This window comes from Antrihabitans auranticaus (genome assembly GCF_016481275.1).
Taxonomy (GTDB): domain Bacteria; phylum Actinomycetota; class Actinomycetes; order Mycobacteriales; family Mycobacteriaceae; genus Antrihabitans.
Map to the genome: position 1 here is coordinate 41,319 of NZ_JAEMNW010000015.1, position 12,354 is coordinate 53,672.

At 63.1% G+C, this 12,354-nt stretch carries 13 protein-coding genes; 3 read left to right on the forward strand and 10 right to left on the reverse strand.

Annotation, left to right across the window (positions count from 1 at the left end; all coding sequences use genetic code 11):
* Positions 1 to 215 precede the first annotated feature (215 nt).
* A complete protein-coding gene (locus tag JGU72_RS29870) occupies positions 216 to 548 on the forward strand; it encodes a hypothetical protein (protein WP_199687938.1) in 333 nt (110 codons plus the stop codon).
* Positions 549 to 678: 130 nt separating this feature from the next.
* Positions 679 to 1,221, forward strand: a complete 543-nt coding sequence (locus tag JGU72_RS29875; protein ID WP_199687939.1) for a hypothetical protein — start codon at positions 679 to 681, stop codon at positions 1,219 to 1,221.
* A gap of 4 nt (positions 1,222 to 1,225) precedes the next feature.
* On the opposite strand, the gene JGU72_RS29880 is transcribed toward JGU72_RS29875, so the two are convergent.
* Complete coding sequence (locus JGU72_RS29880; RefSeq protein WP_199687940.1) at positions 1,226 to 2,716, reverse strand: adenylate/guanylate cyclase domain-containing protein; 1,491 nt, start codon at positions 2,714 to 2,716, stop codon at positions 1,226 to 1,228.
* Positions 2,717 to 2,860: 144 nt separating this feature from the next.
* Here JGU72_RS29880 and JGU72_RS29885 point away from each other — a divergent pair, with 144 nt between their 5' ends.
* Positions 2,861 to 4,423: a serine hydrolase gene (locus JGU72_RS29885; protein WP_199687941.1), complete on the forward strand. Its 1,563-nt coding sequence runs from the start codon at positions 2,861 to 2,863 to the stop codon at positions 4,421 to 4,423.
* Here JGU72_RS29885 and JGU72_RS29890 read toward each other — a convergent pair.
* From JGU72_RS29890 to JGU72_RS29930, 9 genes are all read right to left on the reverse strand, one after another.
* Positions 4,420 to 5,442 carry an NAD-dependent epimerase/dehydratase family protein gene (locus tag JGU72_RS29890; RefSeq protein WP_199687942.1) on the reverse strand — a complete coding sequence of 341 codons (1,023 nt, stop codon included), beginning with the start codon at positions 5,440 to 5,442 and terminating at the stop codon, positions 4,420 to 4,422. The genes JGU72_RS29885 and JGU72_RS29890 overlap by 4 nt on opposite strands.
* A complete protein-coding gene (locus JGU72_RS29895; protein ID WP_233533228.1) occupies positions 5,439 to 5,747 on the reverse strand; it encodes a tail fiber domain-containing protein in 309 nt (102 codons plus the stop codon). Before JGU72_RS29895 ends, JGU72_RS29890 begins: the two co-directional genes overlap by 4 nt.
* A gap of 101 nt (positions 5,748 to 5,848) precedes the next feature.
* Positions 5,849 to 5,989 carry a hypothetical protein gene (locus JGU72_RS29900; protein ID WP_199687944.1) on the reverse strand — a complete coding sequence of 47 codons (141 nt, stop codon included), beginning with the start codon at positions 5,987 to 5,989 and terminating at the stop codon, positions 5,849 to 5,851.
* A 200-nt stretch (positions 5,990 to 6,189) separates the two neighbouring features.
* Complete coding sequence (locus tag JGU72_RS29905) at positions 6,190 to 7,104, reverse strand: alpha/beta hydrolase (protein ID WP_233533234.1); 915 nt, start codon at positions 7,102 to 7,104, stop codon at positions 6,190 to 6,192.
* A 159-nt stretch (positions 7,105 to 7,263) separates the two neighbouring features.
* Positions 7,264 to 7,815 carry an Mce protein gene (locus tag JGU72_RS29910; protein ID WP_199687946.1) on the reverse strand — a complete coding sequence of 184 codons (552 nt, stop codon included), beginning with the start codon at positions 7,813 to 7,815 and terminating at the stop codon, positions 7,264 to 7,266.
* A gap of 32 nt (positions 7,816 to 7,847) precedes the next feature.
* Complete coding sequence (locus JGU72_RS29915; RefSeq protein ID WP_199687947.1) at positions 7,848 to 9,107, reverse strand: MlaD family protein; 1,260 nt, start codon at positions 9,105 to 9,107, stop codon at positions 7,848 to 7,850.
* A complete protein-coding gene (locus tag JGU72_RS29920; protein WP_233533229.1) occupies positions 9,104 to 10,219 on the reverse strand; it encodes an MCE family protein in 1,116 nt (371 codons plus the stop codon). Before JGU72_RS29920 ends, JGU72_RS29915 begins: the two co-directional genes overlap by 4 nt.
* On the reverse strand, positions 10,216 to 11,316 hold the full coding sequence (locus JGU72_RS29925) for an MCE family protein (RefSeq protein WP_199687948.1): 1,101 nt from the start codon (positions 11,314 to 11,316) through the stop codon (positions 10,216 to 10,218). The genes JGU72_RS29920 and JGU72_RS29925 overlap by 4 nt, the downstream gene beginning before the upstream one ends.
* Positions 11,313 to 12,353 (reverse strand): MCE family protein, encoded by a 1,041-nt coding sequence (locus JGU72_RS29930; protein WP_199687949.1) that lies wholly within the window; start codon positions 12,351 to 12,353, stop codon positions 11,313 to 11,315. Before JGU72_RS29930 ends, JGU72_RS29925 begins: the two co-directional genes overlap by 4 nt.
* Position 12,354: the final 1 nt, after the last annotated feature.

Below are 12,354 nucleotides of genomic sequence, written 5' to 3' on the forward strand. Positions count from 1 at the left end.
CGCCCAAGATTTCGGCAGCCGGCGATCCGGGGTGCTTCGACATTGTCGGTACTCTCGAATACGTAGAAAGAAGAGCCCTTACCGACTTCGGACACCATCGTCGAACCGCCGCGTACCGATTTCCGCGACGTTAACTGCGCAGGGAAAGTCTTCTGCCAGCACCGAAGCGGGCTTACTGTGTAAGTGGGCGGACTAACTGAATCTGAAGGAGAACAATGAAGACCCGAAATATCGTCGCAGGTGCCGCGTTCGTCATGTTTGCTGTGGCGTCCGGTACCGGGATTGCATCCGCCGTTCCGAGCATCGGCTACCAGCCGAACGACAACCCATCGACCCCCGGGGTCAACGAAGCCGGCACAGTGGAAACCCACATGTCCAGTAGCGACGTGAACGCTGTGGCGAACAGCCCGTACCTCCCGTACACACCGCTGGGTGCAGGCATCGCTGCCGCACAACAGATGGGGAACGACTGCTACACGGTCAACTCGTCCAGCCTCACCAATCACGCGATCCAGGGCTACGACGCCGACGAGAACGGCAACTGCTGACCTCGAGTTCCTTTCGTGCAAGCGCCATGACCGACGTCGATGCCGGTTGAATGCCCAGAGAACTGGGTAATCGACCAGCATCGGCGATGGCGTAGTTCCTCCGCTTCGCCGCAAACGAAACGGAGCGATCATGATTCTTCTCGGACTTATCCTTCTTCTCGGAGCTGTCGTCGTCGGCGTGGCGGGCGTGCTTTCGAACGCCGGATCAGCCGACGGACTGAGCGGCGGCTTCGACATCTTCGGCTACTCGTTCACCGGCACCGAGAGCGACCTGTTCCTGGCCGGAATCTGTGTCGGCGCAATCGGCCTCCTCGGCCTCGGCCTGCTGTTCTCCGGATCCCGCTCGAGCGCGCGCAAGGCGCGCACAGCGAAGCGTGAACTAAAGCGGTCGCGTCGGGAAACTGTTGCCGCTCAACAGGACCGCGACAATGCTTTGCGTGACCAACAGCGGGCTGCCGTTCCCGCCCAAGCAATGCCGGCCCAAGCTATGCCGGCCCAGGCCATGCCAGCTCAGGCCATGCCAGCCCAAGGCGTGCCGAACAACGATTCACGCCTTGCGCCCAACACCGCCGCACCCGCCGGTGTCGTGCAGCGCAAGCAGACCGGTGGCCACTTCTGGAATCGCTGGTCCGCCAATCGTCGGGCAGGCCAGGTCGGCACCGGACGCCGATAGCCGACTAGCGCGTGGGCCTCGGCGCGTAGATCCGAACCGGAACCGCCTTTCCCTTGAGCGGCACCGCATCTCGCTCGATCCACGCGTCATCGTCGAGCAGCGACCACGTCGAATGTGTGATCAATAGATCGTCACCGGTTTTCCGCGTGGCGGTCTCCACACGCGCCGCGGTGTTGACGGTGTCACCGATGACCGTGAAGTCGAGTCGGCCACCGCCGCCGATGGTTCCGGCGATCACCGGCCCCGAATTGACTCCGACACCGACCCGCAGACCGCCCCCGCCGCGCTGCACCGCCGCCACGATTTCGAGTCCGGCGGCTACCGCGCAACGCGCATGGTCCGCCAGCCGGTCCGGAGCGCCGAAGACCGCAAGCAGGCCGTCTCCGATGAACTTGTTGGCGTGCCCGCCATGGCGGAGAACAATCGGCACGATCTGACCGAAGAGAGCGTTCAACCGCGCGACCACCTCGTGGGCATCGGCCGTTTCCGCGAACGCCGTGAAGCCGCGGATATCGGCGAACAGCAGCGATACGTCGACCTCCTCGCCCTCCAGGTCGGTACCTTCCCGCAACACACGCTCGGTGAGACCCGGATCGACGTACGCACCGAATGCAGCCCGCAACTTCTCGCGCTCGGCCAGCCCGGTTGCCATGTGGTTGAAGCCTGCCTGCAGCAGCCCGATCTCGCTGCCGTCGTCGACCTGTACGCGGGTCTCGAAGTCGCCGTCGGCAATACGCTCCTGCGCCGCGCGCAACGACCCGACCGGTTCGGCAATGGAGCGTGCCGAGAACTGTGTCGACACGAAGCCGATCGCGAGACCGGCAACGGCAAGGAACAAGGTCGCCTGGACCACTTGGAGCCGGTCATAATCGACGCCTAGGAGGTCGAGCGCCGTAATGATCGCTATCCCAAGCAGCGGAACGGCAGTACCGAGCGCCCAGAACGCCACGAGCCGAATCCCGACGCCCGGCGCCGCGAACGTCGGCGGTCGGCCATCCGCGAGCGCTAGCGCCGTGATCGGGCGCATGATGCGCTCGACGATCAGGTATTGCATTGCGCATGCCATCGCCCCGGCGAGCAAGGTGGGCCACAACGCCGCCGGAACCGCGTGGGTCGAGATGCTCGCCGCAAGCGCAGTCAAAAGCGCCGCCGCGATCAGCCAAACCACGAAGGTGCCCATCGCCCACCGGCGCGGATAGCGCAGGACCTCGTCGCGCTCGCGCGGTGTGGGTGGCCGGTCGACAGCAAGCCAACTGACGATCGAACGCAGCGGACGCCACCAGATCAACCAACCACCTATTGCGAACGACACAACCACGTACAGCGCGATCGCCGGGATCGCGAGAGCCTGCAGATCATCGGTCTCCTGGTGTGTCAGGGTCGTCGGCGTCAAATAGAGACCGAACGCGGTGACCAGAACAGCACCGAGCACGTTTGTTCCGACGCCGGCGAAACTCAGCTGTTTTCGAACGGAGCGAGTCGCCAACGCGGACATGGACGAAGCGTAAAGCGACGCGTTCGACGCCATACCGGAATCACCTCGAACCGATTCGACATCGCATAGCATTTGGCTGACTTCGAGTGGAAGCGTGGTAAGCCGATGCAGACGCCCTGGCACAAGACCGACTCTCGTCCACGCATGAGGGCGCAGTTGGCGCTCCTCGCAGCAGTTGTTTTGCTCGTCGGCTGCTCGAGTGGTTCCGACGAAACAGCTGCCGCACCCTCGTCGAGCGACCTACCACCCAACGAGGTTGCAGCCGTCCCACTTCCAGGAGACGGCGTGGACATTGCAGTGAGCAAGCTCGATGATCTAGTCAAAGGGATCATGGATCGGACCGGCATACCCGGCATCGCTGTTTCCGTCGTCCATGACGGAAAAGTGGTGTACGCGAAAGGCTTCGGAGTCAAGGACAACCGCGGCGACGATCCCGTCGATGCCGACACGGTGTTCCAGATTGCTTCGTTTTCGAAGTCGATTTCGGCAACCGTTGTGGCGCACGAGGTTAGCGAAGGCAAGATCACCTGGGCGACTCCCGTCGCGCAGCTGGTGCCTTCGGTGCGCCTTGCGGATCCCTGGGTGTCCGACCACGTAACTGTCGGCGACTTCTTTTCCCACCGGTCCGGCCTGCCGGGAGCCGCCGGGGATCTGTTGGAAGACTTGGGATACGACCGGCAGTACATTTTCGAACACTTGCGGCTGCTGCCCCTGAATCCCTTCCGCATTACCTATGCCTACGCAAACTTCGGGCTGACAGCCGGCGCCGAAGCCGCGGCCTCGGCCGCCGGCACCGACTGGGCAACTCTTGCGGACGAGGCGATCTACAAGCCGCTGGGCATGGCGTCCACGAGCTCGCGGTATGCGGACTTCGAGAAGCGCCCGAACCGCGCTGTCCTGCACATGTACGACGACGGCAAGTTCGTCCCGATGATTCTGCGCGATCCCGACCAGCAGGCGCCCGCCGGCGGCGTCAGCTCTTCGGTGAACGACCTGGCGCGCTGGATGCAGCTCGTACTCGCCGACGGCACCTACGAGGGCAAACAAATCTTCAAGCCGGAATCGTTGTTGCCCGCTGTGACACCCGAGATGGTCTCGAGCCGGGCCAAGAACCTCGACGAAAGATCCAGCTTCTACGGTTTCGGATTCAACACGGGTATTTCGTCGAGCGGTCGAACGACGCTGAATCACTCCGGCGCCTTCGTCAGCGGCGCATCGACGACATTCACCCTGATTCCTTCGGCAAATGTCGGAATCGCCGTTCTCACGAACGGTGCGCCGATCGGGGTGCCCGAGACGATCAACGCCAGTTTCGGCGACCTCGTTCAGTTCGGTGAGATCCGGGAGGACTGGGAAAATTACCTCACGAAGGCACTCGCACCGCTGACTGCGCCGGTGGGCTCGCTTGCGGGCGAGCCGCGCCCGACAGACCCGAACCCGGCCAAACCGCTGACCGACTATGTGGGTTCCTACGCGAACGACTACTGGGGGGCCGCGACGATCAGCGAAAAGGACGGCAATCTTGTGCTCGCGCTGGGACCGGGCGGCAGGACCTTCCCGCTGACCCATTGGGACGGCGATACGTTCACCTTCACCCTGCTCGACGAGAACGCGCCGCCGGGAACGATTTCCAAGGCGACCTTCACCGACAACCGCCTCAACCTCGAGTACTACGACGGCGACGGGTTGGGCACCTTCGTCCGTTAGGTACGCGACCGTGCCAGCGCGCGGGCTCTGCGGCGGTCGCGGTAGAACAGGGCGGCCGCGCGTATCGAGTCCGGTACCGGGCCTGGCTCCCACCCCAGTTCGCGTGTCGCTTTCGTGTGGTCCATCGGTGACATCACGTAGGACAGGCGGACCGAGACCGATGTGAGCAGCACGTCCCGGCGAAAAACCGTGGCCCACAGATCACCGCATGCACCGAGCAGTCGCGCAACGAACAGCGGAATTCTGACCATCGGCTTCCGCGCTCCAGTCGCGTCCGCTGCGATGTCGAAGATCTCGCGGTTACCGATGAACCGCTCCGAGATGATGTATCGCTCACCCACCCGGCCCTTGTCAGCCGCGAGGCACAGGGCCAAGGCCGCATCGTGGATGCCTACCGCCTCCGCCGCAAGCTCGGCAACATAGGCGACCGCCCGACCGTGCGCCGCAGCGTCGACAAGCTTGCCGTGCGGTGTCGAACCCCAATCGTCGGGTCCATACGTGTTCGCGACACAGAGCACAACCGCGGGAAGGTGCCGATCGCGGCAGTAGTCCAACACGAGCTGCTCCGCGGCCACGCGTGATTCGACGTACGGGCCGCCGAGGTGCGCCCAATTGCACGCGTCCGCCTCGGTCGCCCGCGATCCGTCGTCGCGACGCCCGATCGTGGCGATCGAACTGGTGAACACGAAACGGCGCAAGCCCGCGTCGGCGGCGATATCGAGGACGCGCCGCAGGCCCTCCACATTCGTCCGGAACAACGGCGCCGCATCGCGCAACCACGCACGTGTGTCGACGACGCAGTAGAAGACGACGTCGCAGCCGCTCATCGCCGACCGCACGGCATCGTCGTCGAACACATCGCCGTAGTGGTAGTCGACGTCGAGGCCGTCGATAGCGCGCAGCTTGCTGGTTCGGCGCACCATCACACGAACGTCGTACCCGGCCTCGACCAACTGGCGGGTCACGTGGGACCCCAGAAACCCACTAGCGCCGAGCACGAGTACGCGTTCGCCGTTCATAGGCTGTGATTGTGCTCCTGCGCCGCCCGAAGTTGCTCGAGTTGCTCCTCGACTTCGACCAGGCGCCGATACAGGGCCTGAATGCTGGCCATGCACACGCCGTTCGCATCGATGACCGAGATTGCCTTAGGCGAAGACCCGAGCCCGAACGTCTCGGCAAAATCTTGCGCCATCGGCCCCAAATGCCTGACCGACGGGTCCTCGAAACCGTACGTCCACGCGCTCACCGGAAGACCCGCAAGCCGTTCCAGGACGTCGTTCGCGCCGGTCGGCACAGGTCGGCCGACCGGCGCCCTGCGGCGCATGATTCTCGATTTCGCCCAAGCGGCAGGATGTCGTAGCCGCGCGCGCAGCCGAACTTGCTTGCGATCGGGCAAGGTGTCCGGCCGGGACATGCGACGTCAGCTCACCGGGTGAGTTCGACGATGTCGTGCTTTACAGTTTTATCGCTGATCAGAAGGCCGATTCCAGTCGCGACCACGCCGATTCCCAGCCCGACGAGAGTGCCGGCGATTCCGATTCCGAGTCCGATAATTGTGCCGATCATTTTTCTTCTCCGACTTGCTACTAACGAGCACCGGAAGTCCACATCGCCGACTTCCGATCAAATTGGACTGTTCCAGCGTCCTCCTCGGACGGCGGTGCCACAACCCGATCCCACAAAAACAAGAGGACCCAGGCAATAGCCCGGATCCTCTTGTCATGACTTGCGGCGGCAGCGCTCGGCTGTGCCGGCCGGTTAGATGCTCAGGCGCCGATGGCCGGAGCGATCGTGCCGTACCAGGACTCGTGCAAGCGATCCTGCCAGTAGTTCCACCAGTGGACACCCACGGGCGCAGTGTGGACCTGAACGCGAGCCCCTGCGAGCTGCAGGGCTGGGACGAACGTCCGGCTGCTGATGCCCGAAGCGGTCTCGAGCGGAACCAACTGGGCGAAGAGCACCGGGTTGAACGAACGGCTCGCCGGGTTGAGCGCAGCGTCCGTCACCGACGGCACGCCGTCACCGGAGGAGATGTACACGGCCTTGCCACGCAGCGCACCGACGTTGAGCAGCGGATCGTTGCGGAACCAGCTGGCCGAGGGCCACGGTCCCCACATGTTGACCGAGTTGCCGCCCATTTGCGCGACCGAGATCGCGATTCCCTGCGCGAAGCCGGGGCTGCTCGCCGTCGGGTAACCGCTGTAGGAGGCCACCGCCTTGTAGAAGTTCGGGTTGTGCGTCGCGAGGTTGAGCGCCGACGTGCCGCTCATCGACAGACCCGCGATGGCATTGTTGACGCCGTCGCTGTTGAAGTTGTCCTTCATGTACGCCGGGAGCTCACGCGTGAGGAACGTCTCCCAGCGAACGTGGCCCAGTGCCGGGTCGTCACGCTCCCAATCGGAGTAGAACGTGCCGCCGCCACCGAACGGGATCGCGACGTTGACGTGCTTGTCAGCGAAGAAATTCTCGACATCGGTGTTGATGAGCCAGCCGTTGTCGTTGTCGGGAGCGCGCAAACCGTCGAGCAGGTAGAACGTGGGCGCTGGTCCCCCACCCGCTGCGGTCAGGACCTTCACCGGGATGTTCTTGTTCATTGCGGCGGAGTACACGTACACGAGTTCGCTGCTTGCTGCAGCTGTGCCGGCGCCGGGAAGCGCGACAAGGCCGAGCGATGCCAACATCGCCAGGACAGCGATAAAAACGGTCTTCAATCGACGGACCACCGGGAGAACCTCACATTTCGGGGTGTGTCTAGAAATAGCTCCCGGGAGCGTAACAGGCCGATAACCGTTTGGTCTCATCGAAAGCAAACGCGTCCGTTTTGCCGTCTACGCGAGGGTTCAGAGCAGATCGACCTTGCTGGCCAGCCAGCGACCGTCGACTTTCTGCATTGTCATGACCATTCGATTGCGGTCCACACGAGGCTCCGGGTTGGCCGCATTGGTCACCGATTGGTCCACGTAGAGCAGCACTTCGACGGTGTCGGACGTCGCAGATTTGATCCCGGTTTCGAGCACGGTGCCCTGCGCTGAGGCGTTGTTGTCCAGCAGCAGTTGGCGCAACTGGTTGCTCGCCTGCGAGTACATGTCCTTGAACTCACCGGTTGCGCCTGCCAGCACTGCTTCGAAGTTCTCGTTCAGCTTCCCGGCATCCACCGTCGTCAATGTCACCGCATACGCACGGGCAGCGTCCTGCGCGGCCCTTGCGGCATCGTCGACGTCGTCGCTCTGCTTCAACTTCCAGCCCAGGACGCCCGCGGTCGCGAGCGCACCGACCACCAGGAGCGCCACCACCGCTCCGCCGATGCGCAATCCCCAGCGCGGCCGCTGGGGCGGCGGTGCCTCTTCTTCTGTCTTGTTCAGGTCGACGGCAGTTGCTTCGTCCACGGACATCTCTTCTCCTCGTTCCGCCGCCAGGGCTCTGTTCAGCCCGTCGGCGTCGGTATCGTATTCGGCCCGATCGGAGTCGGATCCGACGTCTGTAGCGGGTCGACTCCCGGTGGCGGTCCGGCGGTGTCGTCCCCGGGCGGCCGCGGCGCATTGCGTGAACCTCTGATCAGGACGCCTGGATCGGGGTTGTTGCAGTAGGTGTAGAGGTACGGCTCCGGATACAACGGAAGGGCAGCCGAGTTGCGCGGCAGATCGTAATCGCAGACATACCTCGGGTACGGCTCCGCGATCGCCCATAGACCGCCGTCCCGGAAGATCGACGTGATCGCCGCGAGCGTGGAACCGCGGTCGCTAGGAGTGAACAACTCCTGCAAGGCCGGCACTCGGAGATAGGTCACCTGCGAGACGGTTGCCAGGTTTCCCAGCAGCTGGACCATCGTCGGCGAGTTGTCCGCAATGACTGCATCGATCGACTCCATTGTCGTCGAACCGTTGTCGACAAGCCGCCGGAACCCGCCGTCCATCCGGTCTGCCGCAGAGAACAGACTGTTCAGGTTTCCTGCAGTTTGCGTCAGCCCAACCGATGTCTCCGACAATGTACCGAGCACGACTTTCGTGCTGTTCAGCATCGAAACTGTCTGCGGCAGTACCGAATCGAGTGTCGAGATCAGGAACACGCCGCCGTCCAGAATCGACGCGAGCTTCTGCGGAGCCTCCGGGCCGACCCGCAACTCATCGATGATGCCTTGCAATTTCGGGACGTCGATCTGATCGCCCGTGCCCTTGAGGTCGAGCAACAATTTTGCGAGCCCGATCGGCACACTCGTTCTGTCGGAGGCGATTACAGTCCCGTCGACGAGGTAGGGACCGTCCGTGGACGTCGGCCTGAAGTCCAGGTACTGCTCACCCGCCGCCGAAAGTCCGGAGACCCGAACCTCGCTGTTCTCAGGAATTTTCGTTTCGGAGTCGATCGATGCTGTTGCAACGACGCCGGTTTCGGTGAATTCGACTGCCTCGACCTTGCCGACCGGAATACCGCGGTAGGTCACGTCCTGCCCTGCCAGCAACCCGCCGGACTCTACGAGATCGACGTGCACCTGGATCCGCTCGGCGAACGGGTCCTGTTGGAGCGCACCGAAAGTCAGGTACGCGATCCCGAGTACGAGGATGAGCAGAAGAGATCCGAGCGACAGCACGGTGCGGTTGCGGCGAACGAATCCGACGGACCCGACGGCGCCCCGTGCCGAACGCTCCACGATCCCGACTCGTCGGGTTGATGTCGTTCGATTGGTCATCGGCCCGGTCCGATCACGCGGTCTTTGAGGCGCAGCAGGGTGTATACCAAGCTACCGACGCCTGCCGGCACGTCGTTCAATTCCGGCAGCCGGAAGCCAGGGTCACCAGGCGAATTGAAATCGGGTAGGGCTCCGGCGGCGAGCTGCATGATGTCGACGTCGCCACGCAAACCCGACGCAGGCAACGTCGCGATCAGCGGCACGAACAGTGCGTTGATCGCGTCGACGCTCGTATTGGGGCTCTGGGCAATGTCGTTGAACGTGGCGGCCAGCAGATTCAGGTCGTGAATCATGCCGCGTTCGTCGATGCCCTGGATCGACGGGAACTTGCCCAGCTGATCGGTGATGCGCTGCACTGTGGTGAGCAGATCGACCAGCTGTTGCGAGTTCTCGTTGATCACCGAGACGGCCGGCCCTGCTGCCGCAACGGCGTCGTTGAGGCTGTCGCGCTGCTCGTTCAAGGTTGCGGTCAGTTCCGCCGTCTGGTCGACGGCCGATCTGATCTCGCCCGAACGAGCGGCAAGAGTCGAGATCAATCGTGTGGACTCGTGGATGAGGCCCGCCAAGTTGCCGCCGCGATCACCGAGCGCCGAGCCGAGACCGTTGAGCACCTTTGTCATGTTCCGGATCGCACCGCCGTTCACAAGCAGCGAAGCGGCGGTCAAGATCTCTTCCACAGTCGAACCCGCCGTTGTCTCGGCAAGCGGAATGGACGCACCATCGGTGAGAACCGCCGCCCCGGGGACCGCTTCGACCGGCGGCGTGACCGCAACGAAGACGTCGCCCAACGGTGTCGCCGAACGAAGTTGCGCTGTCGTCCCCACCGGAAGGAGCACGCCTTCACGAATCTGCATGTGGACGATCGCTTGGTAGTTGTCGACCGACATCGACGTCACCTGTCCGACGTCCGCGCCGGCGAGCTTCACCTTGGCCTTGGTCGGCAGGTTGAGCGCATTGGCGAAGGTAGCGGTGACCTCGTAGCTGTCCGCACCGACGCCGGGGGCAGGTAGCGGCAGGCTGCTGAGGCTGACCCCGCAACCCGCAGTCGACACTGCGACTGCGGTCGCGAGCAGCACCACTCGCATCCGCGTTCCCCTCATGCTGCCCGTCATCTCGGCAACTCCGACATTGCGGTGAGGATGCTCAGCACGCCGAAGTCCGGTCCGTAGTCGGACAGCTTTCCGGTGTTGCACCCCAGGTTCTGCAGGTTGAGCAGGTTGCAGATCTCTTTGCCGAGTTGGCTGTCGAGGATGATCTTGTCCGTCACCGCGTGAATCCGCACTGCCTTGTTACTCGGATCGATTGCCCGGTAGACGTTCGACAACGTCAGCGGCGCGAGATCGAGTGTCTCTGCGAGATTCCGTTCGAAATCACTGATCGCTGTGGTGATTTTCGTCGAATTACCCACCGTCGCCCGGATCTTCTCCCTGTTGTTCTGCAGCAGCACGGCGGCCTCCTGCAGAATCTCGTTGATCTGCGCGCCTGTCGTCCCGGAACCGAGGTCTTCGTCGGCGACTATGTCCGTCAATTGCCGCAGGTTCGAACCGAACTCGCGGATCGTGGCGTCGTTGTCGGCCGCAGCCTGGGTCAGCACATCGAGATTCTCGACGATCGACGTCAGCTGATCCCGGGTCGCCGCACCGCCATCGGAACTCATGCGAAGCGCACTTGCCAACTGACTCAGTGCAGTTCGAATCTTGTCGCCGTTGCCGGCCGTTACTGCACTGCCGACATCGAGAATGTCGGCGATGGGGCCGTTGCCGTTTCGATCACCGTCCAGTTCCGTGCCGAGCTTGTCGGCCATCGCCAGAACGCGGTCGATCTCGATCGGCGTCCTCGTTCTGTCGACACCGATGTGGTCGTTGTTCGCGAGCGTCGGTCCCTCGCGGTACGGCGGGGTGAGTTCGATGTGCCTGTCGGTGAGCACAGACGTCGACAACGTCACCGCCATCGCGTCGGCGGGCACCTGCACATCCTCTTTCACCGTGAACGACACCCTGACGTTGTCGCCGTTGGGCTCGATGGATTCGACCTTGCCGACCGGCATTCCGAGGATTGCGACCTCGTTGCCCACATACAACCCTGCGGCGTTGTCGAAGTCCGCGGTCACGGTGATGGTGTCTGCGGAGAAGGGATTCGACGAGCAACCCGACAGCGCCGCCGCCAGGACAGCGACCGCTACATATTTGACCGATCGCACTGCTTTCATTGGCAATCCCTGAAGTACTCGGGCAGGTTGACCTGCTGTGCGCGACCGCTCAGCGCGCACATCCACGAGTTGATGAACGGGCCGCCGGGGACTCCCGCATCGACTCCATCGGACGTTCCGGTGGCGTTCGTGGCGTTTCGCAGCGTGACGGGAAGAATTTGCAGAATGTTTCGAAACAGATCGTCGTGCGAAGCGAGCATGTCCGTCATGGTTTCGAGGTTTCCGAGCAGCTCGTCGATCGCAGGCTGATCTTCGACAACGACGTCGCGAAGCTGCGTCACGAGCGTCGTCGTCGCATTCAGCAACGAGTGCAACGTTTCTCGGCGAGCCGCGAGGTCACGAAGCAGGTCGTTGCCCTGATTGAACATCACGCCCAGTGACGACTTCTGTTCGGACAGAACGGTTGTGATCTCGCTGGTGTTGGACAGCAGCGATCCGAGGTCCGCGCGCCGGTCGGCAATGATGTCGGAGAGCGCCTTGATGTTGTCGAGGGCTTGCGGAATCACCTCGGGTGCGCCCTGGAGTTGACCGGCCAGAGTGGTCAACGACTCACCGATCCGAGCGGCATCGACGTTCTCGAAAGTCGTTGTCGCGTTGGTCAATGTCTTCTGCAGATCGTAGGGAACCGACGTCTGCGACAACGGGATTGTGCGGTCCGGTATCTCTCCCGTGCCGGCAGGCAGCAACTCCAAGTAGCGCGACCCGAGCAGGGTGGTGAGCTTGATTTCGGCCCGCGTATCGGTGCCCATCGGGATATCGGAGTCGATCATCATCTTGACGACGACGTGGTCACCCGCGAGCTCGGTACCGGTGACCTCACCGACCGGCACGCCGGCGACCGACACGACATCGCCCGGGCTGAGTTGCGCGACTTGAAGAAACTCCGCCTTGTACTCGTCCTTGCCGAGGTCGAGAGAACTGACGATCAGGGTCGCCGCGATGACAACGACGATCACGGCAAGCGCGGTCACGCCGAGTGCGAGCTTGCTGTAACTCTCGATCGGCCTCCGGAAGAAGCCTGCTGCACGCGATTTCATC